Origin of the sequence: Halorientalis salina (genome assembly GCF_005049285.1) — an archaeon.
Classification (GTDB): Archaea; Halobacteriota; Halobacteria; order Halobacteriales; family Haloarculaceae; genus Halorientalis; species Halorientalis salina.
Genome location: NZ_SOSC01000002.1, coordinates 216,898 through 242,595, shown reverse-complemented (window position 1 = coordinate 242,595; position 25,698 = coordinate 216,898). Strand labels below are relative to the sequence as shown.

General features: G+C 65.0%; 27 protein-coding genes and 2 tRNA genes. 12 read left to right on the top strand and 17 right to left on the bottom strand.

The features are described from left to right. Positions 1-48: 48 nt before the first annotated feature. Entirely contained in the window at positions 49-756 is a 708-nt protein-coding gene (locus tag E2481_RS05700) for a 5-formyltetrahydrofolate cyclo-ligase (RefSeq protein ID WP_136716165.1), read from the bottom strand. A gap of 174 nt (positions 757-930) precedes the next feature. Between E2481_RS05700 and E2481_RS05695 the strand changes: the two genes are divergently transcribed. Continuing rightward, a complete protein-coding gene (locus E2481_RS05695) occupies positions 931-1,128 on the top strand; it encodes a hypothetical protein (RefSeq protein WP_136716164.1) in 198 nt (65 codons plus the stop codon). Positions 1,129-1,278: 150 nt separating this feature from the next. After that, complete coding sequence (locus E2481_RS05690; protein ID WP_250137738.1) at positions 1,279-1,515, top strand: HalOD1 output domain-containing protein; 237 nt, start codon at positions 1,279-1,281, stop codon at positions 1,513-1,515. Positions 1,516-1,736: 221 nt separating this feature from the next. Here E2481_RS05690 and E2481_RS05685 read toward each other — a convergent pair. Further along, positions 1,737-1,877, bottom strand: a tRNA-Met gene (locus tag E2481_RS05685). Positions 1,878-2,035: 158 nt separating this feature from the next. On the opposite strand from E2481_RS05685, the gene E2481_RS05680 reads away from it, so the two are divergent. Beyond that, the gene (locus tag E2481_RS05680; RefSeq protein WP_136716162.1) at positions 2,036-3,118 is read left to right on the top strand and encodes a DUF7115 domain-containing protein; all 1,083 of its coding nucleotides are present in this window, start codon (positions 2,036-2,038) and stop codon (positions 3,116-3,118) included. Positions 3,119-3,136: 18 nt separating this feature from the next. Here E2481_RS05680 and E2481_RS05675 read toward each other — a convergent pair whose 3' ends face one another. After that, complete coding sequence (locus E2481_RS05675; RefSeq protein ID WP_136716161.1) at positions 3,137-3,496, bottom strand: DUF5830 family protein; 360 nt, start codon at positions 3,494-3,496, stop codon at positions 3,137-3,139. A gap of 93 nt (positions 3,497-3,589) precedes the next feature. On the opposite strand from E2481_RS05675, the gene E2481_RS05670 reads away from it, so the two are divergent. Then, positions 3,590-4,246 carry a TVP38/TMEM64 family protein gene (locus E2481_RS05670; protein ID WP_136716160.1) on the top strand — a complete coding sequence of 219 codons (657 nt, stop codon included), beginning with the start codon at positions 3,590-3,592 and terminating at the stop codon, positions 4,244-4,246. Here the strand turns inward: E2481_RS05670 and E2481_RS05665 are convergent. Together E2481_RS05665 and E2481_RS18595 are read right to left on the bottom strand one after the other, a co-directional pair. Beyond that, on the bottom strand, positions 4,243-6,528 hold the full coding sequence (locus E2481_RS05665; RefSeq protein WP_136716159.1) for a PAS domain S-box protein: 2,286 nt from the start codon (positions 6,526-6,528) through the stop codon (positions 4,243-4,245). The genes E2481_RS05670 and E2481_RS05665 overlap by 4 nt on opposite strands. Positions 6,529-6,602: 74 nt before the next feature. Continuing rightward, positions 6,603-6,764, bottom strand: coding sequence for an HVO_2523 family zinc finger protein (locus E2481_RS18595; protein WP_169302379.1), 162 nt, complete (start codon positions 6,762-6,764; stop codon positions 6,603-6,605). A 177-nt stretch (positions 6,765-6,941) separates the two neighbouring features. Here E2481_RS18595 and E2481_RS18590 point away from each other — a divergent pair, with 177 nt between their 5' ends. The 4 genes from E2481_RS18590 (at position 6,942) to E2481_RS05650 (ending at position 9,506) form a co-directional block, all read left to right on the top strand. After that, on the top strand, positions 6,942-7,118 hold the full coding sequence (locus tag E2481_RS18590; RefSeq protein ID WP_169302378.1) for a hypothetical protein: 177 nt from the start codon (positions 6,942-6,944) through the stop codon (positions 7,116-7,118). A gap of 24 nt (positions 7,119-7,142) precedes the next feature. Beyond that, positions 7,143-8,651 (top strand): molybdopterin-dependent oxidoreductase, encoded by a 1,509-nt coding sequence (locus E2481_RS05660; RefSeq protein WP_136716158.1) that lies wholly within the window; start codon positions 7,143-7,145, stop codon positions 8,649-8,651. A gap of 160 nt (positions 8,652-8,811) precedes the next feature. Then, positions 8,812-9,114, top strand: a complete 303-nt coding sequence (locus E2481_RS05655; RefSeq protein ID WP_250137737.1) for a hypothetical protein — start codon at positions 8,812-8,814, stop codon at positions 9,112-9,114. Positions 9,115-9,209: 95 nt separating this feature from the next. Beyond that, entirely contained in the window at positions 9,210-9,506 is a 297-nt protein-coding gene (locus E2481_RS05650) for a HalOD1 output domain-containing protein (protein ID WP_169302377.1), read from the top strand. Positions 9,507-9,647: 141 nt separating this feature from the next. On the opposite strand, the gene E2481_RS05645 is transcribed toward E2481_RS05650, so the two are convergent. Beyond that, positions 9,648-12,806: an adenosylcobalamin-dependent ribonucleoside-diphosphate reductase gene (locus tag E2481_RS05645; RefSeq protein WP_136716157.1), complete on the bottom strand. Its 3,159-nt coding sequence runs from the start codon at positions 12,804-12,806 to the stop codon at positions 9,648-9,650. Between the two features lie 527 nt (positions 12,807-13,333). On the opposite strand from E2481_RS05645, the gene E2481_RS05640 reads away from it, so the two are divergent. Further along, positions 13,334-13,549, top strand: a complete 216-nt coding sequence (locus E2481_RS05640) for a hypothetical protein (RefSeq protein WP_136716156.1) — start codon at positions 13,334-13,336, stop codon at positions 13,547-13,549. A gap of 13 nt (positions 13,550-13,562) precedes the next feature. Here E2481_RS05640 and trpG read toward each other — a convergent pair whose 3' ends face one another. The 4 genes from trpG to trpD are packed head-to-tail and all read right to left on the bottom strand — an operon-like array spanning position 13,563 to position 17,528. Continuing rightward, positions 13,563-14,237 (bottom strand): anthranilate synthase component II, encoded by a 675-nt coding sequence (gene trpG, locus E2481_RS05635; RefSeq protein ID WP_136716155.1) that lies wholly within the window; start codon positions 14,235-14,237, stop codon positions 13,563-13,565. Then, the gene (trpE, locus tag E2481_RS05630) at positions 14,234-15,883 is read right to left on the bottom strand and encodes an anthranilate synthase component I (RefSeq protein ID WP_370628385.1); all 1,650 of its coding nucleotides are present in this window, start codon (positions 15,881-15,883) and stop codon (positions 14,234-14,236) included. Before trpE ends, trpG begins: the two co-directional genes overlap by 4 nt. Before the next feature lie 5 nt (positions 15,884-15,888). Then, positions 15,889-16,530: a phosphoribosylanthranilate isomerase gene (locus E2481_RS05625; RefSeq protein ID WP_136716153.1), complete on the bottom strand. Its 642-nt coding sequence runs from the start codon at positions 16,528-16,530 to the stop codon at positions 15,889-15,891. Then, entirely contained in the window at positions 16,527-17,528 is a 1,002-nt protein-coding gene (gene trpD, locus E2481_RS05620) for an anthranilate phosphoribosyltransferase (protein ID WP_136716152.1), read from the bottom strand. Before trpD ends, E2481_RS05625 begins: the two co-directional genes overlap by 4 nt. Before the next feature lie 304 nt (positions 17,529-17,832). Between trpD and E2481_RS05615 the strand changes: the two genes are divergently transcribed. Then, a tRNA-Val gene (locus tag E2481_RS05615) sits at positions 17,833-17,907 on the top strand. A gap of 213 nt (positions 17,908-18,120) precedes the next feature. Here the strand turns inward: E2481_RS05615 and E2481_RS05610 are convergent. The 3 genes from E2481_RS05610 to E2481_RS05600 form a co-directional block, all read right to left on the bottom strand. Continuing rightward, positions 18,121-18,588, bottom strand: a complete 468-nt coding sequence (locus E2481_RS05610; protein ID WP_136716151.1) for a DoxX family protein — start codon at positions 18,586-18,588, stop codon at positions 18,121-18,123. 184 nt (positions 18,589-18,772) lie between these two features. After that, a complete protein-coding gene (locus E2481_RS05605) occupies positions 18,773-19,279 on the bottom strand; it encodes an HTH domain-containing protein (protein WP_136716150.1) in 507 nt (168 codons plus the stop codon). Positions 19,280-19,468: 189 nt separating this feature from the next. Further along, positions 19,469-19,816, bottom strand: a complete 348-nt coding sequence (locus E2481_RS05600; RefSeq protein WP_136716149.1) for a lycopene cyclase domain-containing protein — start codon at positions 19,814-19,816, stop codon at positions 19,469-19,471. A gap of 81 nt (positions 19,817-19,897) precedes the next feature. On the opposite strand from E2481_RS05600, the gene E2481_RS05595 reads away from it, so the two are divergent. Next, a complete protein-coding gene (locus E2481_RS05595; RefSeq protein ID WP_136716148.1) occupies positions 19,898-21,040 on the top strand; it encodes a CBS domain-containing protein in 1,143 nt (380 codons plus the stop codon). 102 nt (positions 21,041-21,142) lie between these two features. On the opposite strand, the gene E2481_RS18585 is transcribed toward E2481_RS05595, so the two are convergent. Then, positions 21,143-21,295: a hypothetical protein gene (locus tag E2481_RS18585; protein WP_169302376.1), complete on the bottom strand. Its 153-nt coding sequence runs from the start codon at positions 21,293-21,295 to the stop codon at positions 21,143-21,145. 214 nt (positions 21,296-21,509) lie between these two features. Between E2481_RS18585 and E2481_RS05590 the strand changes: the two genes are divergently transcribed. Continuing rightward, positions 21,510-21,755, top strand: coding sequence for a hypothetical protein (locus tag E2481_RS05590; protein WP_136716147.1), 246 nt, complete (start codon positions 21,510-21,512; stop codon positions 21,753-21,755). A 20-nt stretch (positions 21,756-21,775) separates the two neighbouring features. Here the strand turns inward: E2481_RS05590 and E2481_RS18930 are convergent, their stop codons facing one another. The 3 genes from E2481_RS18930 to E2481_RS05580 all read right to left on the bottom strand — a co-directional run bounded on the left by E2481_RS18930 (position 21,776) and on the right by E2481_RS05580 (position 25,688). Then, positions 21,776-21,901, bottom strand: a complete 126-nt coding sequence (locus E2481_RS18930; protein ID WP_256867883.1) for a hypothetical protein — start codon at positions 21,899-21,901, stop codon at positions 21,776-21,778. Between the two features lie 179 nt (positions 21,902-22,080). Continuing rightward, positions 22,081-24,306, bottom strand: coding sequence for a CDC48 family AAA ATPase (locus tag E2481_RS05585; protein WP_136716146.1), 2,226 nt, complete (start codon positions 24,304-24,306; stop codon positions 22,081-22,083). Between the two features lie 185 nt (positions 24,307-24,491). Then, positions 24,492-25,688, bottom strand: a complete 1,197-nt coding sequence (locus E2481_RS05580) for an MFS transporter (protein ID WP_136716145.1) — start codon at positions 25,686-25,688, stop codon at positions 24,492-24,494. Between the last annotated feature and the right edge of the window lie 10 nt (positions 25,689-25,698).

The window sequence follows — 25,698 nt, the reverse complement described above, 5'->3', positions numbered from 1 at the left end:
CACCGATCGCCCACCCGCGAGCGGCGGTCCCGTGGCGACCGTCGGAACTCATTCGGGAGCGAATCGCTGGAGAACCGGGATTTCGTCGCGCTGGTCCGCGGAGAGTCGGTCCCAGTCGATCCCCGACGGTTTCGTTGCAGTCGTCTCCGTTCTGACCGTTCGCTCCGGCGTGACGACGAGATCCATCGGCACGTCGTGGGATTCGATGGGCACGTCGTCGTTGACAACCTGGCTCTCGTGGACGGTCGTCGCGACGGGCGTCGCCGCGCCGACCAGCCCCAGTTCCCGGAGGACCGCGTACTCCAGGTCGCTGTAGCCCTCTCCCTTGCCGACCCTGGCACCGTCGGTCGTCACGGCGACGCTGCCCGAGACGACGAGGTCGATTTCCTCAACGGCATCGGGACCGACCTGCTCGCCGAGTTCCGACGATCCGGCGATCGTCGTCGCCCGGTCGATGTCGTCGATGCGTGCCGGATCCAGTTTCAGGAAACACGGTTCGTCGCGCAGGCGTGGCACGGCCATGTAGACCGTCTTCCCCGCGTCGAGGGCCTCGCGTCGGACGGGTCGCTGGGGCGAATCGGGGTTGGCCTTGACGGCGTCGGCCGCCCGCCACTCGTCGGTGTCGGTCAACCGGTCGGCCGCTCGCTGGGCACCGGCGAAGTTCGGAATCCGACCGTGGGGCGGAAACGGAAACCGGGCCTCGCCGGAGTCCTCCAGGGTGTCCCACACTCGCTCGCGGAGCGACTGTTTGTCCATACTATCGCGTCGTCCCGCGTACCCTAATAGCACCATACACCGCCGCCGGCGTTCGTGGGGCTCGAACGATCCTAGTGATACCGTCTTCTCTTCACTGGAACTGATTGGTAAAAATGACCCATCATATATTCGCAGAACGGATACCTCGAATACCGTCGTTTGTGTCATATAGTCATGGGACAGGTTGACGACACCAGCGACGGCGAGCCTGGGAACGGTGATCGGCCGATCGGTTCCGCACGGAACGACTCCCGGTCGGGAACTCCATCGATCACTGCCCACCAGAGCGACGGCAGCCACACCGTGTTCACGGAGTCGGGCGACAGCGACGCCTGGATCGCCACCGACGTCGTCGTCCCCGCACGACGATAGGAACCACGAGCGGGCCGCGCCGCCTCGTCTCCGACCACTCCGAGTCGATCTCGGCCGTGTCGTGTTAGTGGGTGATCAGAACGGAAGACAAGCTTATCTGTAGGACGCGCGGAGTCGACGACTATGGGAAATGCGATGGCGACGCGGTCCGTGAGCCGGGCCGTAGTCGAGCAGGTGGCAGCAGCCGAAGGGATCGATCCCGTGGATATTACCGTCCCGCTGTTCGAGGTGATCGATCCCGACGCGCTCGACTCGCTTTTCACTCCGGACGCCCAGTCGCTCCCGGGCGACGGCAAGATCACGTTTGGGTACCACGGCTATCGGGTCACCGTCACCAGCGACGGGTCCGTCTCGATCACCGATGGCGACGCGACCGGCGACGAATAACGGTGTTCGCTCCCCCGTCGAAGGCTTGATTTCTCCGTTCCTACGTCTCGCTGGCGTCCCCCGACTGGACGAGTGACTGCCTGTAAAGGGCTCAGAACCAGCCAGAATCAGAGATTCTCTTACTCTCGCCTCACTTCGTTCGGCGAGAACCTACGGGTTCGGAGTGTCCCGCGCAATTCTCAGCGATGTCACTCACGTTCGTTCGTGACGAGTGCTGAGAATGCCCGGGGAGGGCTCCGAACCCTCGATCTCCGCATGTCCCAGGTTCGAGGCTCGACAGGCCTCGCGGGACCGGGAGTGGCACCGCGTGAGTCTCGATAACCCTATGAGTGCGGCGCTATGTCCAGCTAAGCCACCCGGGCGCAGTCGATGGTAGTCGAGTGCACTTCTTTAACCTTCCCATCTCCATCCGTGGATTCGGGCACGCGTTCGCCGCTTGATCGCGAAACCGGTTCCGTGACTGTCAGGTGCGGGGGGTTCTACCCGCGGATTTAAGCCACCCGCCCGGCACACAACGGGCATGGAGGTTCCAGACCTCGTCCGAAACGCGCTCGGGGGCGAGGAGATCGAGGCCAGCGTCAACCTGGGTGACGAAGACACCGTCTATCTCACCGGGACCCGCACGCTCCTCTACCGGGCCGAGGGACTGCTTTCCGACGAGAAGGTCGAAGCGTACACGCACGACGTCGAACGACTCGACGTCAAGGAAGGACGGCGCAAAACGAAGTTCGTTCTGGAGTACGTCGATGGGACCGAGACGTTCACCGTCCCGAGCAACCGCGACGACCCGGTCTTCGAACTGCTGATGACCGGCGTCCTGCGGGACGCCGGCGTGATCGCCCCGGAAGAGACGCTGTCGGGCGCGTTCCGGTTCAGCGAACTGGCGCTGTTCGTCACCGAAACCAGCGTCGTCAAACACATCGGGTCCGTCGTCTGGACCGAGGACTTCGAGGTCTACGCGTTCAGCGACCTGACCGCCCTCTCCTTCGACGAGGGGAGCGTCGCCACCGAGATCGTCATCGAGATCGACGGCCGTCCCAAACGTATCAAGACGCCGAACGAGGACGCCAGGAAGGTCCAGCAGCTCGTCGAAAACGCTGTGTTCCAGTATTACGACGTCACCTCGCTCGACGCCCTCAACCGCGAGATCAAGCAGGCCGACGAGTCCGCGGCAGGGGACGCCAGCGACCGCGGCCGGAGCGACATCGAGATCGGCGACGGGATCGACCCGCTGGTTACCGACAGCGAGGACGACGACAGCGAGGGAACCGATGACGACGCTGCGACGGCCAGTACGGCGAGCCAGTCCCAGCAGCGAACTCGCGAGGCGTCGGCCGGGACCGAGTCGGCAGCGTCCGAACGGACCGACACGACGGCGTCGCGGTCCGGTACGGCCGACGGCGAGACACGAGGGCAGTCCTCCGGCTCGCAGTCACAGCGGGCCGGACAGTCCACCCAGCAGGCGGGGCGGGCCGACGTGGCCGCGATCGAGGACCAACTCGACGAGTTGACGGCGGTCGTCCAGCGCCAGAACCAACTCCTGGCTGAACAGCAGGAGACCATCGATCAGCTCATCGCGGAACTCCGCGAGGGGCGCGGCTAACCCGAGCGAACTCGGACATTATTCTCGGCCGGTGACTTTCCGAATGCACGAGGAGCCGAAGGGACCGTGTTCGCCGGCGTCGAAGTCGATGAAGTAGCCGGTGGTGATGCCAGCGCCGCACCGCTTGCAGGTAAACTCGCCCTCCTTCGATACCACGTCGGACTCGAAACTGACGTAGTCGTGGCTCGTCGGGCGAACGACGCCGTCCTCGCGGTCGATGACGCCCCGAACCACGGCGGTATCCAGGATCTCGCGCTGGACGTTCGGGTCGGTCGTGACGGTCTCGATGCGGTCGAGCGCGTCGGCGACAGACAACTCGTCGTCCTCCAGACTGGCCAGCAGGTCGAGTCCGAGCGCGACGCGGTCGCTGTCGGGCACACCCTCACCTGCGGTGGCCGGTGAAGTAAGCGTTGCGTGGCGGGGTCGGACCGACCACAAGAGGTTTTACCGGAGACGATGGCCACATAATAGATGCAACGGGCGACGCGTCGGCAGTTGTTCGGCAGCGTGTTCGCCGGCGGTGCCATACTCGCCGCTGCCGTCCTGTTGTCGCCGGCGGCCGTGCTCGCACACGCCGAAGCGTTGTCGGCCCGACCGGAGCTGTTCGCCGCCGCGCTGGTCGCTCTCTACCTGCTCCGACCGTTCGTGCTCTGGCCCATCAGCGCAATCTCGGTCCTCGTCGGCTACGTCTACGGGCTGTCGGTGGGTGTTCCCGTCGGACTGGCCGGGGCAGTCCTCACGAGCCTGCCGCCGTTCGCGCTGGCGCGCTACGTCCGGACTGACGACGGCGTGTTCGGCTATCTCGGCAAGCACGGCGACCGACTGGTCGATGCGACCGGCGAACTGCGCGGTATCGTGGCGGCGCGGTTGGCTCCGCTCCCGGCCGACGGCGTCGCCTACGCGGCGGGGCTCTCGCGGGTGTCGGTCGGTACGATGCTCGTCGGGACGTTTCTGGGTGAGTTTCCCTGGGTCGTCGCAGCGGTGCTGGCCGGGAGTTCGATGCGGACGCTCTCCGTTCAGGGACTCAGCAGCGGTCTCCCGCTGGTCGTCGGAGCTGGCTCGCTGGCCGTTTTGCTGCTGGCCGGCCCGGCGTACCGCCACCTGCGCGAGCGGGGCGACCCGGCCTAATCGAGGCCCGTGATCTCGAACCTGGTACCGGCAGACTCGCCTCGCTCGTCTCCCGACTCCCCACTCGCATCACTCGCGGGGATACCGCCCGAATCGCTGTCGGTGAGCGTGATCTCCCACCCGTGGGCCTCGACGATGTTCTCGACGATAGTCAGTCCGAACCCCGTGCCCTCGTCGCTCTCGGAGTAGCCGTGCTCGAACACTCGTTGCCTCTCTTCTGGCGGGATTCCCCGCCCGTCGTCGGCCACGTAGATCCCGCTCGGAGCCTGTTCCCCCTCCCCCTCCCCGTCGATGGGACCGACTCGGACCGTCGGTCCGTCGGCCTCGCCAGTCGAGCCGTGCTCGACAGCGTCCTGACGAGCTTGCGAGTCGGGGCTTGTGGAGCCGTGCTCCACAGCGTTCCGGAAGAGGTTCTCGAACAGTTCCCGCAACCAACCCCGGTCGGCCGAGACGGTCCCGATCGGGCCGTCGACGTCGAGTGTCGACGCGTCGGTTTCGACCTGTTCCCAGGCGTCGACGGCGACGCGCTCGACGTCCACCGGTTCGGTGTCGCCGACGGTCTGGCCCTGCTGGGCGAGCGTGAGCAGGTCGTCGATGAGGCGCTCCATCCTGTCGGCGGCGTCCGCCATCGTGTCCAGATGCTCCGAGTCCCCCGTCTTCCGGGCGAACTCCAGGCGACCCTGGATGACGTTCAGTGGGTTGCGCAGGTCGTGGGAGACGACGCTGGCGAACTGCGCCAGACGTTCCTCGCGCTGCTTTCGCTCCGTGATGTCACGGACGACCCCCGCTGTTCCGCGGAATTTTCCGTCCGACCCGAACGGGAGCAACGCCATGTGGTTCTCCGAGGGTATCCGGTCGCCGTCTCGCGTCTTCAGTCCCATCTCGAAGGTCGCGTTCCGTCGGTCGTCGCTCTCGAGGAGCGTCTCGATCAGGTCGCGTGCCGTCTCGGCGTCGGCGTCGGGCACGATCGTCGAGACGTGTTTGCCTTCGAGGGTATCGGGTTCGTATCCGGTCAGCGGCTCGATGGCGTCGTTCATGAACGTGAAGTTGCCCTCGGCGTCGAGCGTGTAGACGGGGTCGCCGACGGCCTGGATGATCGTCTCGTAGCGTTCGAGTTCGCGTTCCCGGGCCTTGCGCTCGCTGATGTCCCTGGCGATGCCGACGATGCCCCGGAACTGACCGTCCTCCGCTAACCTGGTCAACCGGAGGTGTACCGTTAGTTCGTCGCGGTCCGGTGGGGTCACATCGACTTCCGTTCGAATCTGGCTGGCGTCGCCGCGTTCGAGTCGGTCGAGTGCAGTCTGGTAGTTGGCACGGGACGAGTCGCTGACGAACAGCCCGGCCTTTTCGCCGATGACGTCCGACTCCTGGCGTCCGCTCACGCCGAGAAACGGCGTATTGACGAACTCGAACTGGCAGTTCTCGTCGAGAATGTACGCTCCGTCGTCCATCGACTCGACGATGGTCTCGTACTGCTGGCGGCGTTGCTGTGCCTCCTTGCGGTCGGTGATGTCGGTGATGAACCCCTCGATGGTGGTGACAGCGCCGTCTTCGTAGATGCCCTGTCCCTGTTCCCACATCCAGCGCGTCTCCCCCTCCGCGGTCCGGATGCGGTAGGTTACCTCGAATCGCTCCCGCTCGTCGAGCGCCGCCTGGACCGTCTCCCACATCGTTCCCCGGTCGTCGGGATGGATGACCTCCGAACCCCAGTCGATCGAACCGGACTCGATCCGTTCGGCGTCGTATCCGGTCAGGGGGCGACAGCCGTCGCTGACGAACTCCATCGGCCACCCCGGCTCGTTGCGACACCGGTAGACCATTCCCGGCAGGTTGCCGATGAGCGTCGAGAGCATCCGCTCGCTCTCCTCTAAGGCGTCTTCGGCGCGCGTGGCTCTGACCGCCCGCTCGATGCGGTTCGCGAGGACGGTATACTGGTCGGCACCGACCTCCTTCTGGATGTAGTCGGTGACGCCGGCCGTGATGGCTTCACTGGCGATCTCCTCGCTGCCCTTTCCAGTAAAGAGGATGAACGGCAACTCCGGGTGTGATTCGCGGACGGCTTCGAGAAATTCGAGCCCGTCCATCCCCGGCATATCGTAGTCACTGACGACGCAATCGATCGCGGCCCCGTCCAGGCGCCCGAGCGCGTCCGCAGCACTGGTTTCGGTAACGACCGTCAGGTCCGCCCGCTCCCGCTCGAGATACGTAGCCGACAGCTCGACGAGGTCCGGCTCGTCGTCGACGTGCAACACGCGTACCGACCCCCCGTCCATTCGACTCATAGTCTCTGATTGGGTTACAGAACAATAAACTCTGGAGAACGTACCTACGGTTGAAACGTGCCGCCCCAAACGGCTCAGTAGAACGTATCGGCGCAGTCGAAGACGACCCCGTGTTCCGGACAGACGTACTTGCAGTGGCGGCTGTACATCGGGCGCTCACACTGCGGACAGGGCCGACCGCCGACTGGCCGCTCGTCGTCGCTGCTTTCGTCAGTGTCCGCGCGGCCGTCGTCCATGTCCGAAGACTGGCACTGGCTGGACTTGACGATTCCGGACGAATTCTAGACCCAGGTCGGTCCGACTCCGAGGGGAGTCCGGTCGGAGATCGGAAAATCCGTTTAAGAGGCTCTTTCCTGGCTGCAAGTGTACTGAACCGCGTTCGACGCTACGGCACATTCACACTGGTTGCACTGATGACATTGCCCGTTCTCGCCTCGCCCGCCATCGCGGCCGGCGACGACAGCGTGGTTATCACCGACTCGATGAGCGACACCGAGAGCGCGACGGATACGAGTGCTGACGGTCCCGGCTTTACCACTGGCCTCGCGCTGTTCGGGACGGCGCTGGTCGTCGCCCGCCGCAGCGCGTAAACCACTGGAGACCAAGGAACACTAATGAGTACGTCACGGCTTCGCACACAGGTGCGCCACGCGCTCCCGACGGCGCTCGTCGGGTTGTTCGCTGGCGTGGCCGGCGTCGTCGGGTCCTACGCAGTGGCCGGATACACGCCGGCGTTCGTCGTCTCCCCGGTTGCGGACCTGCTCCGGGCGGTGATGCCCGATATTGTCATCCGCTACGCGATCACGATACTGGGCAGTCTCGGCCAACAGCTGAGCCTGCTGACCGCCTTCCTGCTGGTGATCGGCGGTATCGGCACGCTCGCCGCGCTGTCGATGTCCGTCGGCGAGCGACTCAACAACAGAGCGCTCCCGGTGGTGTCGACCGCAGTCGCGACCTGGGGCGTCGCCGTGACGCTCACCGACAGTCTCCTGCTCTCTTTCGGTGCGGGACTTCCCGCCGGTGCGGTCGTTCTGCTGGCCGAGGCCGTCCCATCGGTGCCCGTCGCCACCGACGTCGACGAGGACAGGCGGACGGTCGTCGCCACCGCCCTCTCTGTGCTCGGATTCAGCGCGGTTGGCTACGCGGTCGGCCAGGGACGGACCGGCGGTGGGATGCCCACGGGACTGGGTCGCTCCGAGGAACTGCAGGGGCTACTCGACGACGCAGCCGAGCTGTCGCTGGGTATTGCAGGCGTGGAGCCGCTCGTCAGCGAGGACTTCTACACGGTCGATTACAGCGCTATCGACCCGTCGGTCGACCGGGAGGACTGGTCGCTCACCGTGACGGGCGAAGTCGAGGAGGAAGTGACCGTCACCATGGACGACATCGAGTCCATGGAGACCGAGGACCGCTTCGAGACGCTGCGCTGTGTCGGCGAGTCGCTGAACGGCCAGAAGATCGACACCGCCCTCTGGACAGGGGTCCCTATCATGGACCTCGTCGAGCGGGCCAACCCGGACAGCGGCTGTGGCTGTGTCATGCTCCGCGCCGAGGACGACTACTACGAGGAGTTCCCCATCGACGCGATGGAAGACGGACTGCTCGCCTACGGGATGAACGGCATGGAACTCCCGCGCGCGCATGGGTTCCCGGTCCGCGCACTCGTCCCCGGGCACTGGGGCGAGATCAACGTCAAGTGGATCTCAGAGATCGAGATCCTCGACAGGGAGGCCGAGGGCTACTGGGAGAAACAGGGCTGGCACGGGACTGGGCCGGTCAACACAGTCGCGAAACTCCGCGCCGTCAACGACACGGACGACGGCCGCAAGGAACTCGGCGGGCACGCCTACGCCGGCACCCGCGGCATCGAGACGGTCGAGGTGTCGACCGACGCCGGCTCCACCTGGAACGAGGCCGAACTCTCCGAGCCGCTGCCCGGCGGGACCGACGGGAACGACTGGCCCGACGCGTGGCGGCAGTGGCGGTACACGTACGACCCGCCGGGCGACGAACACGAGGTCGTGGTGCGGGCGACCGACCGGACCGGAACGCTCCAGCCCAGCGAGGAGACCGGTGGGTTCCCGAGCGGCCCGACCGGCTGGGTCTCCCGGACGGTCGACTGACCCGCGTGCGCGCCGCTGTCACGACCAGCACGCATGAGACCAGAACCGTGAGAAAACCTCGCTACAGTCGATGGAGAAGGCCCTGTGGTACGATGTACTTCCTCGCCGACTAGTTCGAACACCACTGCGAGGCGTTCGAGGAGATCATCGAGCACGTGGAGTGACACTGTATGGCAATGAGCACCTGGATCACGGTAGCGAGCGGGATCGCGGCACTGAACGTCTGCGTACTGGCCGCGCTGGGTTCGTCTGGGTTCGCAACTACCGGCGCTTCAAGGCGCCGCTCGTTCTGGGCCTGCTCGCGTTTGCCGCCGTCAGGCTCGTCGAGAACGCCGCCGGGATCAACTTTTTTCTCGATGGGGATGCTGTCGACCGCGATACCTTCGCCCAGCAGTTCGTCGCGGTCCTCCGCGGACTGCCGTTCCTCGCGTTGGCCGTCCTGACCGACGTCACCTGGCAGTGATCGTCGGTCCGGAACAGCCCCCTCCATTTAACCGTCTTTCACATCCAACCAGACCAGTCAGGTTCCGCGGGCGTGGAGTTGTGCTACCGATAGCAATGACAGGACGATACGTGGGGACAGACGGTGACGATCGGTGCCGGACGGAGGTACGGGACGAGGAACTGGTATGCGAGGCGGTCGTTCGCCTCGTCTCGACTGTCGACGGGACCGACCCGCTCGACCTCCCGCCGCTCGGACGGATCCTCGATACGGACGCTATCGACGCCGTCTTCGAGCCGGTCCCCGGGAGTACCCGAATGACGACTCGGACACTGACGTTCACCTACCACGGGTATACCGTGACGGTCGAGGGGACGGGGACTGAACAGGTCTGTCTGCTACGGGAGGCGTAGCCACTCGGACTCGGGGGCAACTGAGAACAGCGAGCACGGAATCGAACGCAGAATACGTCGTCGACGGTCACGCCGCGACGGCGCGACCGAACGGGCTAACGTGGCCGAACTCCGTAGTGTCACACGCTCCGGAAGCTCAGTTCAGCACTCGGACCAGCCGCAGGACTCGCAGTGTTTGCAGCCTTCGGAGTAGTAGAGCGTCATCGCGCCACACTCGGGACACTCCGGGCTCTCGCCGCTTTCGATGAGGTCCTGCGTGGCGTCGTCTTCGGCCATCGACCCCTGGCCGGGTCGCTCGGCCGTCGCACCGCCGGGACCGCCGTCCGGCTCGGGTGCGCCAGCGCCCGTGTCAGTTGCGGCGTCGGCGTTCGGGTCGTCGGCGACCTCGGTGGCGGTCTCTTCGAGCGTCTGCTGTTTGGGGTAGGGCTTGTCGACCTCGTCGTCGAGGTAGCGACGCATCGCGGTGCCGATGGCGTCCGGGATGGACTGGATCTGCTCGCCCTTGTCCCAGGCGACCTTCGGCGAGCGCGTGCCCTGCAGTTCGTCGACGACTTCGGCCGGGTCGACGCCCGACCGCAGCGCCGTCGAGATGACCTTCGCCAGCGCCTCGGTGAAGGAGTTCGTGAAGCCACCGGAGTGACCGATGTTGGCGAACAGCTCGAACGGCTCGCCGGTCTGTGGGTCCTCGTTGATGGTCACGTACACCTTGCCGTAGCCGGTGTCGATGCGCTGGGAGACGCCGCGCAGCGCGGCCGGTCGCTCGCGCTTTTCGGTGTACTTGGCTTCGTCGACGTCGAACAGGTCCCCGACGTCCGTGTCGAGTTCTGCTCGGACGCCCTCGTGGTCGACGAACGCCTCGAAGCTGCCGAAGATGTCCTCGATCTTCGCGGTGAGGACCTCGGCGGCCTCTTCTTCGTCCATCTCCGAGAACTCGGCGTTGTCCGCACGCGTCGTCAGCACCTGCTTCGAGCGGGTGCCGTCGCGGTAGTAGGTGACGCCTTTGCCGCCGTTCTCGTAGATGTACTCGAAGACTTCCGAGGCGTCCTCCATCGTCGAGTCGTTGGGCGCGTTGACCGTCTTCGAGATGGCCGAGTCGACGCCCTCCTGGCAGGCACACTGGATCGCAGCGTGCTGTTTGGCCGTGAGATCGCCGGTCGTGACGAACAGCTCGCCGATGGCGTCGGGCACCGTCTCCAGGCCCTCGAGCCCGTCGAACTCGTTGTTGGCCATCTGCTCGGTGGCCTCTTCCTTGACGGCCTCGACGTCTATGTCGTTGGCCTCCAGGGTCCGCAGGAAGTAGTCGTCGAACTCGACCAACATCTCGTCGCCCTGCACGTCGTCGGAGACGTTCTTGTAGTAGGCGACGTTGTACATCGGCTCACAGCCGCCGGTGGTGTTGCCGACCATCGAGGTCGTTCCCGTGGGTGCGATGGTCGTCGTGTTGTGGTTCCGCATCGCGAAACCATCCGCCCACTCGTCGGCGTCCAGGCCGGTCTGGCGCTCGAACCACTCGCGATACTCCGTCGGGTCGGCGTACTTGGAGTTGTCCCACTCGTCGAAGGCACCGCGCTCCTCGGCGAGTTCGTGGGACGCCCACTTCGAGCCGTGGTTGATGTGGGTCATGATCTGGCGCGCGACCTCGTTGGAGGCCTCGCTGCCGTACTCCATGCCCAGCTGGACGTACAGCTGTGCCAGGCCCATGATGCCCAGGCCGATCTTGCGCATCTCACGGACCTTCTCCTCGATCTTGGGGACCGGGAAGTCGGACATCGTGACGACGTTCTCGAGGAAGCGCGTCCCCATCTCGATGCGGTGGTCGAACTCCTCGAAGTCGATGGACTCCTCTAAGAACGCGTCGACGGCCGCCTCGATGGAGTCGTACTCGTCGCCGTGTGCGTCGTACCAGACGCGCCAGTCCGGCCCGTCCTGTGCCGCCAGCGTCGAGAGGTTGATGTGGCCGAGGTTACAGGCCTCGTACTCCTCGAGGGGCTGCTCGCCACAGGGGTTGGTCGCGAGGATCTGGTGGTCCGGGTGCTCCTCCACGTCGAAGGAGTGTTCCTTGTTCACGCGTTCGAGGAAGATGAGACCGGGTTCACCGTTCTCGTGTGCCCCGCCGATGATGCGCTCCCAGATCTCGGTTGCGGGGACCGACAGCACTTCGCCGACCTCGACGTACTCGCCGAGGTCGAACATCTCGTACAGTTCCTTGGTCTCCTCGGTGGCGACGTGGGGTTCCTCGGTGCGCGGGTTGGTGAACGTGAACTCCTCGTCGTTCTGGACCGCTTCCATGAACCGGTCGGTGACGCCGACCGAGATATTGAAATTCGAGAGGTGCCCCTCGACGGCGTTGCGGAGATGCTTCGGTACTTTTCCGTCGTCGTCGATGAGGTCGCGGGCCTCCTCCAGGGCGTCCGCAAACGAGTTGTGCGTGTAGTCGTCCGGGTCGTTCAGTCGCAGCGAGTGGGCCAGCGAGACGTCCTTGTTCTTGGCGTGGATGAACTGGATGACGTCCGGGTGGGAGACGCGCATGACGCCCATCTGGGCACCCCGACGGGCACCGCCCTGGGCGATCGTCTCACACATCTGGTCGTACGTGCGCATGAACGTGATGGGGCCGGATGCGATCCCGCCGGTCGACCCGACGGCGTCGCCGTACGGTCGAAGCTTCCAGAACGCGTACCCCATCCCACCACCGCTCTGGAAGACCTGTGCGGCCTCCTTTGCGGTCTGGTGGATGTCGTCGATGTCGTCGGCCGGCGAGTCGACGAAACAGGCCGAGAGCTGCTGGAGTTCGTCGCCCGCGTTCATGAGCGTCGGCGAATTGGGCATGAACGCGAGTCGCTCCATCAGGTTCTGGAACTCGTCGGCCGTCTCCTCGACGTGGTCCTGAATGTCCTCGGGTAGTTCGGGCACCAGCGTCTCGTAGGAGAACTTGTTGACGTTGTAGATAGAGAGCGTCGTCTCGGTGTCGTCCTCGGTCGAAACCCCCTTTCCGAACACTTCGGCGGCGAGTTCGTCCCGGCGCGGGTGGTCGGGCTTGAGCTGGTCGGGCGTGACCGCGATCTCCTCGCCGCGCTTTTCGGACTCGAAGACCGCCTCGGCGAGCGCGATGTTCTTGGCGACGCGGTCGAAGAGGTCCTCCTGTTCCTCCATCGGGTCGCCGTTCGCGTCCTTCCGCAGATAGCGAGCCGGCAGAATGTTGTGATACGCGTTCCCCGTCAACCGTTCTTCGAGCGTGTCCCCCTCCGTCCGTTTGACCGGTAGCGTCACGTCGCCGACCGTCAGTTCGTTCCGACTCATCGTTGTCCCTCCGCATATGGCTGCTGCGCAATACCTCGCTGCTGTGTAGGCCTCAGACCTGTCATCTCTGGCGGAATTCTTGTACTCATGGGTTACGGATAACCCTTTTCGTTGGGTCGATCTACCGTCCCGATACAGTTGTCACTATTGTGTAAGTCCGTACCCGCATGTGACTGACTACGGGCGTGTTGTCTACGCTGCTAGCCAATGTGGCGGTCCGTCTTAATGCCTACCAGACCAGAGTGAAAGTGGAACATCACCCCGGTGAACCGACGGACGAAGTGTCTCCTTCCAGTGGAAATCGTCGGGGGTTCGGTGGCAACATTTGCACCTTTCGAGACAGCTCTCGACCGGGGCTGGGCGGCCGCTGCGTGACCTCTCGCGATGTGTAGGTTTCGAGCCACGAGCGGCCCGGCGATGTCGATCTCGGACGCCCGTATATACGTATTCATTCGTCGACAGAACCGCCGCTCGATAGCGGGGTCGCGGCCACCATCGTTTATGTTCCGTGGCTATGACGTTCAGGTATGATACCGTTACAACTCGGTCAGTTGGCCTCGGTGCCGGGGGCCGTGGGGGCGCTCCTCGTGCTCGTCGGAGCGGTCATCCTCCTCAGATTCGTCATCAGCCTCGCGATCAAAGTCGCCGTCGTCGGACTGATCGTCCTCGGTGCGGCACTCGTCCTGGAGCAGGTGCTCGGCCTCGGTCTGCCGGTCGTCAGTAACCTGCTGATCGCCGGGTGAGGCGAGCTTCGTCTCAGACCGATTCGAGGAAGTTCTCGATGATGTCGTGGCCCACGGCCGTCAGCACGGATTCGGGGTGGAACTGCACGCACTCGATGGGGTGCTCGCGGTGGCGGATTCCCATCACGAGGTCTCCCTCGTCGCTCTCGCAGGTGGCGGTGACCTCGAAACAGTCCGGGACCGACGTGGCGACCAGTGAGTGATACCGACCGCCCTGGAACCCCTGATCCAGTCCGGCGAAGACGCCCTCGCCGTCGTGCTGGATCGGGACGGCCTTACCGTGGACCGGTTTCGGTGCCCGCCCGACGTCCCCGCCGTAGGCGTAGACGGCCGCCTCCAGTCCGAGACAGACGCCGAGCGTCGGGACCTCGGGACTCACCTCGTCGAGGACGTCCATCGTCACGCCAACGTCGCGGTCGTTCCTGGGATGGCCCGGGCCGGGACTGATGACGATCCCGTCGGGATCGATCTCGCGAACGTCTTCGAGCGACGCGGTGTTCCGACGGACCGTCGTCTCCGCGTGGTCGCTGCCGCCGACAGCCCCGTCTCCCGCCGCGTGGTCCGCCGTCGCGCTGAGCGCCACGTCGGTGTACTCCACGAGGTTGTACGTGAACGAGTCGAAGTTGTCGACGAACAGCACCTGCCTGGTGTCGCTGTCGGTCTCGGTTCCGGTGGTCTGTGCCGTCATTGCTCCACCCCCTCGGTGGGTTCGGCTCCGTCAGTGACGGGCTCGCTGTCGGCACTCACGTCGGCGTCCGCGATGCGATTCAGGGCCGTGAGCACGCCGTTCATCTTCTTTTCTGTCTCGTAGTACTCGCTCGCCGGGTCGCTGTCGGCGACGATGCCCGCGCCGGCCTGGACCGTGATGCGGTCTGAATCGTCGTCCATGTCCGCGGTGTAGGGGCCGATCCCCGATTCGACAGTCGCCGTCCGGATGACGATGGCGAAGTCGGCGTCGCCGGTCCAGGAGTAGTAGCCGACGCCGCCGCCGTAGACGCCCCGTGGCGAGCGTTCGAGGTCGTCGATGATCTCCATCGCCCGGATCTTCGGTGCGCCAGAGAGCGTCCCCGCCGGGAACGCCGCCCGGGTCGCGTCGAAGGAATCCGACTCGGTCGACAGCGTGCCCGTCACCGTCGATTCGATGTGCTGGACGTGTGAGTACTTGAGGACGTTCATGAACTCCTCGACGCGGACGCTTCCCGGTTCGGACACCCGGCGAACGTCGTTGCGTGCGAGGTCGACCAGCATCGTGTGCTCGGCGCGCTCCTTCCCGTCTGCGAGCATCTCCCCCGCGAGCCGTCGGTCCTCGACCGGACTCGACCCGCGGTCGCAGGTCCCCGCGATGGGGTTCGACATCACGTCTCGGCCCCTGACCGAGATGAGCGTCTCAGGGCTCGCACCGACGATGGTCAGCCCGTCGTACCCGATCAGGTACATGTACGGCGAGGGGTTGACAGCCCGTAGGGACTCGTAGAACCCCAGCGGGTCCACGTCGCCGTACAGTTCCCGCTTGCGGGAGATCACGCCCTGGTAGATGTCGCCGTCGAGGACGTGCTCCTTGGCGGTGCGGACGGCGTCCTCGTACTCCTCGCGTGGGCCCGCCGTCTCGTGGTCGAGCGTGAACCCGCCGGTCTCGACCTCGACGTCGCCAGCCAGCAGGTCGGCCACGCGGTCGGCCTCCGCCAGCAGCTCGTCGTAGCGCTCGCCGGCGTCCTCGCCCGGCGTCAGGAGGGGCGTGAACACCAGCGAGACGGTGTCCTCGATGTCGTCGAACACCAGCGTCTTCGTGTTCAGGACGAACTGGGCGTCGGGGTATCGTGAGTCGGGACTGTCGAGCCCGACCTCCTCGAGCCAGAGGTCGTAGACGGCGTCGTAGGAGAGAAAGCCCACGAGACCGCCCTCCAGGTGCTGGCGGTCCTCGCCGTTGAATCCCCGGAGCGCGGCCTCTGGGAGCGCTCCTCGGAGGCTATCGACGGTGTCCCCCTCGGGGTCCGGCGACACGTAGTCGGCGTACCGGTCGTCGAACGTCTCGACGGTCGTCTCGTCGCCGTCGACGGTCACGACCGCCTCGGGGTCGTAGCCCACGAACGAGTAGCGGGCGTGGCGCTCCTCCATCGAGGGGGCAAAAGCCCCGTCCGGGTCGCTGGATGCGATCTTCTCGGCGCTTTCGAGCAGGAACGCGTAAGGCGCGGGGTCGGCGTCAGTCGTCCGGCCGGTCAGTGCGGCGTAGGCGGCCAGGGGTTCGACCTCGACGCCGAGGTCCGCGGCGACGCGGACGACGGCCGGGCGGTCCCCGTCTGCTAACTCGATGAATTCCTCTCGCGTCGTGTCCATCACGCTCATGCTTCCACCGGGGCGCGCGTGGCCCGCTCGACGAATGCTCGGACTGCCGCCCGATCCTTGACTCCGCCGTCCGATTCGACCCCGCTGGCCACGTCGACCGCGAACGGCCGCACGGTCTCGACCGCCTCGGCGACGTTCTCGGGCGTCAGTCCGCCGGCCAGAATCACGGGCACCTCGAGGTCCGTCACCAGGTCCCGCGTCCGTTCCCAGTCGTGTGTCTCGCCCGTGCCGCCACCGCCCTGTTCGTCCACCGAGTCGACAAGCAGCGCGTCCGCGGCGTCGGCGTACGCGTCGATGTTCGCTTCCTCGGCGTCGACAGCGGCGATTACCTTCGAGGGCATCTGATTGCCGACGGCTGCGATTTCGTCGGGTCCGAGCGCCCCGTGAAGTTGCACCGCGTCGGGGCCGACCTGCTCGACTACCTCGACGGCTTGCTCGACGGTTTCGGGCATGGTGACCAGTACGCTCGTGACGAACGGTGGCACGGACTCGACGAGGTCGGCCGCGCGGTCGAGTTCGATCTCTCGGGGGGTATCGACCGTCACCTCGGCGGTGAAGCCGAGGGCGTCCGCGCCCGCCTCGACCGCCGCGTCGAGGTCCGACTCGCGGGTGATCCCACAGACCTTGGCCCGCGTCATGCCTGCTCCGAACACAACTCGGATAGTTTCTCGGCGGCGCGGCCGGACTCGATAGCCTGCCGGGCGACCTCGACGCCTTCCCGGTGGGAGTCGACCTCGCCCGAGACGTAGATGGCCGCGCCCGCGTTCGCGAGGATGATGTCCCGTTTGGGGCCGGTCACGTCGCCCTCGACGATGCCGCGGAGGTCCGCTGCGTTCTCCTCGGGCGACCCGCCCGCAACCTCGTCGATGGGGGCCGCTTCGAGGTTCAGATCTGCCGGCTCGATGGTGTACTCCTCGACGGTCTCACCCTCGACCTCGGCGACGGTCGTCTCGTCGTGGATCGTGATCTCGTCCAGCCCGGAGCCGTGGACGACCAGCGCGTGCTCGACGGGCATGTGCGACAGCGCGTTCGCGATCAACGGCACCAGCTCGTCGTCGTACACGCCGAGTACCTGCGCGTCCGCACCGGCGGGGTTCGTCAGCGGGCCGAGAATGTTGAAGATCGTCCGCATCCCCAACTCTTTCCGCGGCCCGATGACGGCCTTCATCGCCGGGTGGAAGACCGGTGCGAGCATGAACCCGATCCCGCTCTCCTCGATGGCTGCCTCCACCGCTGGCGGTTCGGCCTCGACGTTGACGCCCGCGACCTCCAGCACGTCGGCGCTCCCCGACGAGGACGACACCGAGTAGTTGCCGTGCTTGGCGATGGGCACGCCCGCCCCGCTCGCGACGATCGCGCTCGTCGTCGAGACGTTGATCGTGTCGTAGTCGTCCCCACCGGTGCCGCAGGTGTCGACCAGCGGCGTTCGATCAGGGTTGATGGTCCGTGCGGCCCCCCGCATCCCCTGTGCGAACCCCGCGATTTCGGCCTCGGTCTCGCCTTTCGCCCGCAGCGCCGCCAGCAGCGCCCCGATCTGTGCCTCCGTCGCCTCCTCGAAGACGCGCGTCGCGGCGGTCTGTGCCTCTTCGAGCGTCAAATCCTCGCCCTCGCTGACTCGTTCGATGTATTCCTGCATTGTGGTCACCAATGGACTTGTTCGTGTTGTAATGCACAAATCCGTACATCGACTTAAGCGCTTCGCACCCACCTTTTTCACCAGGGTCTCGCTTCGCTCGACCCTGGCCAAAAAATCTGGACCAAAAAAGGCGGGCGCTCACTTCGTTCGCGCCCGTGCGTAGGCTTGAAGCAACAGCACCGCTATTGTCGTGATCTGCCTGCTGTTGGAGATACTTCACCTGTGGCCATGATTGGCAGACGGCACGGTGATACCGAATCCGAAACCTTCAATTACCACTGCCGATTACGGTTGAGTGCAATCAGGGTTCGTGGTCTAGACCGGTTACGACACCTCCTTGACATGGAGGAGGCCGACGGTTCAAATCCGTCCGAACCCATAGAAAATTTTACACGACGCAACACGACGAGCGAAGCGAGTCGGTCGCGTCGTGTAGTTGAGACGTGAGGCGGATTTGAACCCAGAGGACGAACGAAGTGAAGTCCTCGTGGTTCACAATCCGTCCGAACCCATCTCGGGATTCTGACACTTTTTGGGTTGCGAGATGAATCTACTCGAATTTCAGTCGAATGGGTCCTAACACTGCCATCGGTTACGCTGTTCTTTCGTCCCCTGCACCCGACGAGAGCGGCCGGTACTCGTGCCCAAGCACCGCTCGTTCGAGCGACAGCGTGCCGGGGCCGGACAGGACGAGCGAGAGGGAGGCCAGCGCGAGGAGGACGGTGAACTCGAAGCCGCCGTCGGAGACGGCGAAGCCGTTGGGGAGGTGGACCAGCAGTGTGGCGACGGTCATGTTGGCCGCCATGAGGAGGGACACGTAGCGGACGAACAGACCGGCCAGCACGAACAATCCGCCGACGAACTCGAGGAGCGTGACGGCCCAGGCGGCGATGGCGGCGAGTGGAACGCCGAGTGCGGCCAGGGTCTCGGCGAAACCGGCGACGCCGTCGGGGCTGGCGAGCGGCCCGAGGCCGAGTTTCCCGAGGCCGTGCACGGTCATGATGGTACCGACGCCGAGACGGAGCGGAATCGGAGTCCAGCGCGTGCGATGGGAAGGCATCGGACACTCGTGACTCGACCAGTAACAGCAACGGTGTTTTGGCCCAGTGGCTTCGTCTCGCGTTTCGGTTCCCTTCGATCCGTTTTCAGTCGCTGTTGGGCGCGACGCTGGATACGGTCGTGGCGCTTACAGTATGGCGTTCGAGAAGAGAAAGGACGGCACGGAACCACCCGCTTGCGGAGCGTTACTCCTCGGCGACCGGTGACACCGTCTCCTGCTCGGTGGCCGACGGCCCGGCCAGACGGCGTTCGAGGTCGTCGATGTGGTCGACGATGCTGTACGTCTCCTCGCCGGTCGTACAGGGGGCGACCTGTTCGAGTTCGCTGCCGTGGTACTCGGCGAGTCCCATCTTGGGGAGCACTATACTCGTGTGTTCCTCGCCCGTGATCGAGGAGGACTGTTCGTGCGTCTGGTAGAACGATTCGAGCGTCGTGTTCTCCGCGAGCGCCCACTGTTTGAACTCGGCGATGCGATTCAGGATGAACTGTCCCTGATCCGTCTCCGCTGCTCTGGTCGTCGGATCGATCTGTTTGCCCCAGACCTTCACGTAGAGGTCGTCGATGTGACCGTCCGCCGCGAGCCGCTGGAGGCGCTCGAGTACCGCTTCCTGTCGGGCCCGCGCACCCGGCGGTGAGAGCGTGCGCACGTAAAATTCGAGACGAACCGGATCGGTGTCGGTAGTCGTTTCCATAGGTTCTCCCCTCCTACCTACGGATGGTCCGTGAATTCCCTAAAGCGTTGCTCTGATAGATATAATACCACATGGGAGGCCCTTTACTGATATAATGTCACGCACTCTCCCGAAAACCGCTTACAATGTATCAGTTTCACCTGCAATAAATAAACATACCGATCCGCCAGTATCCCGTGACGAACCAGCTTATGTTTCGCGCTGGGGACGGCCACAATCATCGGCGACCGGGGAGTCGAGGGCCTTCCGGAGCGATTCGTGGGCACCGACGACCATCGCTGGGACGACGATCATGAAGACGTGTTCCTCGATGGGGATGCCGAGCAGGTCGATGCCGGTCCGCAGTGGAATGGCGAAGACGCCGACTTCGAGCGTGTACCAGTCCCAGAGGTACGCGAACGGGTAGAGGACGACGATGGTGCGAACGGCCTCCCTGGCGACGCCGGCGTACGTCACGAGGGCGATGGCAACGGTTCCCCACAGCACCTCCGTCACCAGATAGGTGTACCGGCCGAAGACGGTGATGTCCGGAAGCACACCGGTAGTACGGGACGGAGACGGGAAGAAGTAGCGGGAAGTTTGATTACCCCCGGTGACCAAGCCAGAAGGGAGATTACGATGGATATTGCCGATATTGCCACCAGTGATTATGTCGAGGTCGACACGGGCGAGCGGCTCTCGAAGGTCCGCTCCATCTTCGAGCGCAAGAACCCCCGCGGAATCATCGTTACCGACGACGGGGAGTACGCTGGTGTCATCGGGAAGCGCCAGTTGGTTCAGTCACACGTCAACGACGACATGAAAGCCGAGTCGATGCTGGTCTCGGCCCCGAAGGTCGAACGGACCGACGACGTGCGGGAGGTCGCCCGCGTCCTCGTCGAGGGCGGGACGCGCATCGCGCCGGTGTTCGAGGCCGACCGGCTGTGGGGCATCGTCACGACCAACGCCATCCTCGAAGCCGTCCTCGAGAATCTGGACGCACTCACTGTCGCCGACATCTACAGCGAGAACGTCGTGACCGTCGCGGAAGACACCCACGTCGGGCGCGCTATCAACCTCCTGCGCGAACACAGCATCTCACGTGTCCCCGTTCTCGACGAGGACAGTGACCTCTCCGGGATGGTCACGACGCACGACATCGTCGACATCGTCGTCCGGAACATGGACAAGACGACCACCGGCGACCGCGCGGGTGACATCGACCGCGTCCTCGACATCCCGGTCTACGACGTGATGTCCAGCCCGGTCTCGACGACGACACTCGACGAGTCTGTCAAGTCCGCCGTCGAGCGGATGCTCGACAACGACTACAACGGGCTGGTCGTCACCCCAGAGGACGACGACGGCGAGGTCGCGGGCATACTCACCAAGACGGACGTGCTCCGGGCGCTCACCTACACCGAAGAAGAGCACATGGACGTCCAGATCACGAACATCAAACTGCTGGACACCATCGTCCGCGAGGACATCCGGTCGGACATCGAGGCCGTGGTCGACAAGTACCAGGACATGCAGGTCCGCCACGCCCACGTCCGCTTCCACGAGCACAAGGAGAAACTCCGGGGCACCCCGCTCATCCAGTCGCAGATCCGACTCCGGACGACGGAGGGCCAGATCGCCGGCTCCGGCGAGGGGTACGGTGCCGAACAGGCCTTCAACGTCGCGCTCGACAAACTGGAGCGGAACGTCCTCGAACTCAAGAATGTCCGCTCTGACGAGGAGTACCGCGGCCAGCTTCTCCGGAAACTCGGCCAGTTGTAGCCTGCTACGACCGGCTCCTGTATCGCCTTTTCGAAAAAACGGACGGCCGCCACCTGGGACGTGGACGGCGACCGAATGGACCTGACTGGGAGGTGCTGGTTCCTATACTGTGACGCCACAGCAGCGGCAGCGTGACGTCTCTGCCTCCGCGTCCCAGACGAGCGTCCCTTCCTCACAGTTCCGACACGGTGCGTAGCTCGCCGACGGGTTGTACGGGAGGTCGATGCCAGCCGAGGGGGTTTCTGCCTTGGACATTACAATCAACAATTGTTCAGAGATAGTTGATAAAGGTTCTGTACAAGGAAGTAATATCGATTCTAGGACCACGTTCAGTAGATAACTGGCGAACGAACGTGAAATATGAAACCATGAACGACAAATTGCAGCCGTCGGGTCGGCTCCCGCTCCACCAGGGCGGATCGAACGAGAACTCGGGTTGCTTTTGCTCGTCGAGTGGCACGGAACACACATGGTCGGCTCTCGGACGCTCACGGCGGCGGTCGGTCTGGTCGGGAGCCTCCTCGTGAGCGTCGCCCTCTGGTGGTACTTCGAGACGTTCGTGTTCCTGCTGTTCTTGCCCTTCGTCCCCTTCCTGTTCCGGGAAGTCCGGAGCGACGACGCCGATCCGCCCCGCACCTGTCCGGAGTGTGAGTTCCGGACCAGAAACGACGCCTACGACTACTGTCCGCGGGACGGCGCGAGACTGGAGCGGTGATTTCGGTCGGGTTTCTGATTCTACCCTTGATACACGGCAGGCGGGACCTCCAATTCGCCGGACTCGCCCTCAGCGTCGCCGTCGAGCAACGTTTCTGTCCGCGCTTCCTGCTCGTCGTCGAACGCCTGTGGGTCGTCTCCTGTCATGGCTGATACGGATCCGTCGACACTTACTCTGGTCTTTCCAGTGCTCCGTGCGGTCAGACGACTCTCTTCGGGACGAGCCGGTTCACTCGGCGCGAACGGAGTGAGCGCCGAGCCTTTTTCATGAACGTTTTTCAAGGAGCGGTCGCGCCGTTAGGCGCGAACCCGACGACGGAAAAGGTTCACTGGAAGCCGATGCGCCCGCCGCCGCGGCCCTGCTGGGTCTCGGCGCCGCCGCCTTTGAACTCGTCTTTCATCTGCTCGAAGTAGTCGCGGATGTCCTCGTCGACGGTCGGACGGACTCCTTCGAGGGCCTGGCGGAAGTGGCGCATCTCGACGATGTCGGCGTCGTCGTCCTCGCGGAGTGCCTCGATGGCGGCCTCCCGGGCGATGGATTCGAGGTCGCTGCCGACGTAGCCCTCCGAGATCTCGGCCAGTTCGCGCAGGCTCACGTCCGCCGACAGCGGCATGTCCTGGGTGTGGATGCGGAGGATCTGCTCGCGGCCCTCCACGTCCGGCTCGCCGATCATGACCAACCGATCGAAGCGACCCGAGCGGATGAGCGCCGGGTCGATCATGTCCGGCCGGTTGGTCGCGCCGATGACCATCACGTCTTCCATCTCTTCCAAGCCATCCAGTTCCGTCAGTAGCTGGTTGACGACGCGCTCGGAGACGTTCGAGCCGACCTCGCCGCCCCGTCCAGGGGCCAGCGAGTCCAGCTCGTCGAAGAAGATGATCGTCGGCGAGACCTGCCGGGCCTTCCGGAAGGTCTGGCGGATCGCCTTCTCGGATTCGCCGACCCACTTCGAGAGCAGTTGCGGCCCGCGCACGCTGATGAAGTTGGCGTCCGTCTCGTTGGCGACGGCTTTGGCCATCAGCGTCTTGCCGGTCCCGGGCGGCCCGTACAGCAGGACGCCCGACGGCGGCGTGATGCCGAACCGCTCGAACTTCTCCGGGCTCGACATCGGCCACTCCACGGCCTCCTGGACCTGCTCTTTGGGTTCGGGCAGTCCGCCCACGTCGTCCCAGTCGATCTTCGGGAGCTCGACCAGTACCTCCCGCATCGCGCTCGGACTCACCTCGTTGAGGGCGCCGCGGAAGTCGTCGCGCTTGATGATCATCCGGTCGATGAGGCTCGGCGGGATGTCCTCCTCGTCGAGATCGATCTCGGGGAGGTACCGCCGCAGGGCCTTCATCGCCGCTTCCTTCGTGAGGCTCTCGATGTCAGCGCCGACGAACCCGTGGGTCTCGGTGGCGAGTTTCGAGAGGTTCACGTCGTCCGAGAGGGGCATCCCGCGGGTGTGGATCTGCATGATCTCCTCGCGGCCCACCTCGTCGGGGACGCCGATCTCGATCTCGCGGTCGAAGCGACCGGGGCGACGCAGCGCCGGATCGACGCTGTCGACGCGGTTGGTCGCCGCGATGACGATGACCTGGCCCCGGCTTTCGAGGCCGTCCATCATCGTCAGCAGTTGGGCGACGACCCGGCGTTCGACCTCGCCGGTGACGTCCTCGCGTTTGGGCGCGATGGAGTCGAGTTCGTCGATGAAGATGATCGAGGGCGCCTCTTCGCTGGCGTCCTCGAAGATCTCCCTGAGTTGCTGTTCGGACTCGCCGTAGTACTTCGAGATGATCTCCGGACCGGCGATAGAGAAGAAACTGGCGGAGGTCTCGTTGGCGACGGCTTTCGCGAGCAGCGTCTTCCCGGTGCCGGGCGGGCCGTGGAGCAAGACTCCCTGGGGCGGCTCGATGCCGAGTTTCTTGAAGATCTGCGGGTGCTTCATCGGGAGTTCGACCATCTCCCGAACCCGCTGGATCTCGTTCTGGAGGCCGCCGATGTCCTCGTAGGTGATGCCGCCGCCCGTCTTCTCGAAGCCGGAGATGGGTTCTTCGCGGAGTTCCACGTCGGTGTCCTCGGTGATGAGGACGACCCCCTCCGGGTCGGTCTCGACCGCGATGAGCGGGATGGCCTGCCCGGGCGAGCGCATGAACGGGTGGTTCGTCGAGGACATCACCGGGACGATGTCGCGCTCGACGACCGGCCGTTTCAGGATCTGTCGTTTGACCATGCCGGCAGCGTCGCTGCCGAACTGGACGCTCGCTTCCTCGGGGGGTGCGAGGACGAGTTCGTCTGCTTTCTGTGCTTCTGCCTTGCGGATGGTGACGCGTTCACCGATGCCCACGTCGGCATTTTGCCGCGTGAACCCGTCGATACGGACGGTATCGGTGTTCCAGTCCTGCCGGTCCGCTCGCCACACCTTCGCCGCAGTCGTGTCGCTGCCCTCGATCTCGATGATGTCGCCGGGCGAGAGCTTGAGGTGTAGCAGAGTGTCCGGATCCAGGCGGGCGATACCGCGGCCCGAATCGTTCGGGTAGGCCTTCGCCACCTCCAGTTGGACTTCATTCATACTTGTTGCCTGTGGGGATGTAGCACAGTCCGGGACCCCGGGAGATATGCTTTTTGCTACCGGTGGTCCGGTTTGATAATTCGGACCGCGACTGGATAGTAACGGGACCCGACCTGGATTACCGGATGGCCCTCAGAAGCGGCGTGGTCCCTGGACGGGTTCGTTCCAGTTCGACACGCGTCCTGCTACCGTCGCCACAGGAGCGTCCCGCCGAGCGAGAGCGCGCCGGTGACGGCGACCGCCGCGGCCGCCCCGAACACGCCACGGACGCCGACCAGCGGGACGAGTGGGCCGAACAGCACCGGCGAGAGGAACTGGCCGATGTAGCCGAAGGAGGCCACGTAGGAACTGTACTGCCCCTGGCGGTCCGCGGGTGCAAGCGACTCGACCCAGGCGAACGACGAGGGAAAGACCAGGCCCAGTCCGAGGCCGAAACAGACGACCGGCGGCACGGCCAACAGCGCCGAGTCGGCGACCACCGCGAGCGCGAACGCCAGACTCCAGAGTCCCAGCGCAGCCAGAACCAGCGCGTGCGCGCCGACCCGCCGTTTCAGCCGGTCGTAGGCGACCGCCGAGAGGCCGCCGGCGGCACCGTTGGCGGCCAGATACAGGCTGATCGAGAACGACGAGGTGATTCCGACCCCTTCGAGCAGTTGCGGGTAGAACACCACGATGCTGTACAGGAGCGTATTTGCCCCGAAGTACAGCAGGTACACGGCCAGGAGCGCCGGCCGCCGGCGGAACACCGACACGACGCCAGCCAGTCCGCCGTCGGTCCGGGAGGGGTCCGCGCCGCCGTTGGCCGCGGTGTTTGTACTTCCCCGGCCAGTTTCGGGCACAGTCACGACGGCGAGCAACCCGAGCGGGAGCGCAATCAGGTAGACGGCGAAGGGGAACTGCCACGAGAGGGTGCCCAGCGCACCACCGACCAGCGGCCAGACGGCGGCCCCGGCACTGTTGGCGCTGCTGCGGAGCCCGAGCGCGCGGTCCATCCGCTGGCCCTCGTAGAGGTCGTAGATCAACACGGTGACGCCCGTATACACGAAGGCCGTTCCGATTCCCAGGACCGCCCGTGAGACCAGCAGCGGCGCGAACGTCTCGACGACGAGGCCGGCACCGCCGCCGACGGCGTACACAAGCAGACCGCCCACGAACGGGCGACGCGGCCCGAACCGGTCGATGATCGCTCCCGCGAGCGGACTCGTCAGCACGATGAACAGCCCGTGCGTGGTGATGATGAGCCCCGCCAGCGACTCCGAAACGCCGAGGCCTGCCTGAATCCCCGGGACGACCGGCCCCAGGATCGCGCCGGCCATGACCGTCAGCGTCGCTGATGCGACGATGACCCACAGCGTTCGTTTCGTCGCCTCCGGCGTCGGCATCGGGTCGACG

What these genes read in the sequence shown, in the direction of transcription:
- E2481_RS05700 (WP_136716165.1), bottom strand. Translation starts at nt 756, where the DNA reads ATGGACAAACAGTCGCTCCGCGAGCGAGTGTGGGACACCCTGGAGGAC.
- E2481_RS05695 (WP_136716164.1), top strand. Translation starts at nt 931, where the DNA reads ATGGGACAGGTTGACGACACCAGCGACGGCGAGCCTGGGAACGGTGAT.
- E2481_RS05680 (WP_136716162.1), top strand. Translation starts at nt 2,036, where the DNA reads ATGGAGGTTCCAGACCTCGTCCGAAACGCGCTCGGGGGCGAGGAGATC.
- E2481_RS05670 (WP_136716160.1), top strand. Translation starts at nt 3,590, where the DNA reads ATGCAACGGGCGACGCGTCGGCAGTTGTTCGGCAGCGTGTTCGCCGGC.
- E2481_RS05665 (WP_136716159.1), bottom strand. Translation starts at nt 6,528, where the DNA reads ATGAGTCGAATGGACGGGGGGTCGGTACGCGTGTTGCACGTCGACGAC.
- E2481_RS18595 (WP_169302379.1), bottom strand. Translation starts at nt 6,764, where the DNA reads ATGGACGACGGCCGCGCGGACACTGACGAAAGCAGCGACGACGAGCGG.
- E2481_RS18590 (WP_169302378.1), top strand. Translation starts at nt 6,942, where the DNA reads ATGACATTGCCCGTTCTCGCCTCGCCCGCCATCGCGGCCGGCGACGAC.
- E2481_RS05660 (WP_136716158.1), top strand. Translation starts at nt 7,143, where the DNA reads ATGAGTACGTCACGGCTTCGCACACAGGTGCGCCACGCGCTCCCGACG.
- E2481_RS05650 (WP_169302377.1), top strand. Translation starts at nt 9,210, where the DNA reads ATGACAGGACGATACGTGGGGACAGACGGTGACGATCGGTGCCGGACG.
- E2481_RS05645 (WP_136716157.1), bottom strand. Translation starts at nt 12,806, where the DNA reads ATGAGTCGGAACGAACTGACGGTCGGCGACGTGACGCTACCGGTCAAA.
- E2481_RS05640 (WP_136716156.1), top strand. Translation starts at nt 13,334, where the DNA reads ATGATACCGTTACAACTCGGTCAGTTGGCCTCGGTGCCGGGGGCCGTG.
- trpG (WP_136716155.1), bottom strand. Translation starts at nt 14,237, where the DNA reads ATGACGGCACAGACCACCGGAACCGAGACCGACAGCGACACCAGGCAG.
- trpE (WP_370628385.1), bottom strand. Translation starts at nt 15,883, where the DNA reads ATGGACACGACGCGAGAGGAATTCATCGAGTTAGCAGACGGGGACCGC.
- E2481_RS05625 (WP_136716153.1), bottom strand. Translation starts at nt 16,530, where the DNA reads ATGACGCGGGCCAAGGTCTGTGGGATCACCCGCGAGTCGGACCTCGAC.
- trpD (WP_136716152.1), bottom strand. Translation starts at nt 17,528, where the DNA reads ATGCAGGAATACATCGAACGAGTCAGCGAGGGCGAGGATTTGACGCTC.
- E2481_RS05610 (WP_136716151.1), bottom strand. Translation starts at nt 18,588, where the DNA reads ATGCCTTCCCATCGCACGCGCTGGACTCCGATTCCGCTCCGTCTCGGC.
- E2481_RS05605 (WP_136716150.1), bottom strand. Translation starts at nt 19,279, where the DNA reads ATGGAAACGACTACCGACACCGATCCGGTTCGTCTCGAATTTTACGTG.
- E2481_RS05595 (WP_136716148.1), top strand. Translation starts at nt 19,898, where the DNA reads ATGGATATTGCCGATATTGCCACCAGTGATTATGTCGAGGTCGACACG.
- E2481_RS18585 (WP_169302376.1), bottom strand. Translation starts at nt 21,295, where the DNA reads ATGTCCAAGGCAGAAACCCCCTCGGCTGGCATCGACCTCCCGTACAAC.
- E2481_RS05590 (WP_136716147.1), top strand. Translation starts at nt 21,510, where the DNA reads ATGGTCGGCTCTCGGACGCTCACGGCGGCGGTCGGTCTGGTCGGGAGC.
- E2481_RS18930 (WP_256867883.1), bottom strand. Translation starts at nt 21,901, where the DNA reads ATGACAGGAGACGACCCACAGGCGTTCGACGACGAGCAGGAAGCGCGG.
- E2481_RS05585 (WP_136716146.1), bottom strand. Translation starts at nt 24,306, where the DNA reads ATGAATGAAGTCCAACTGGAGGTGGCGAAGGCCTACCCGAACGATTCG.
- E2481_RS05580 (WP_136716145.1), bottom strand. Translation starts at nt 25,688, where the DNA reads ATGCCGACGCCGGAGGCGACGAAACGAACGCTGTGGGTCATCGTCGCA.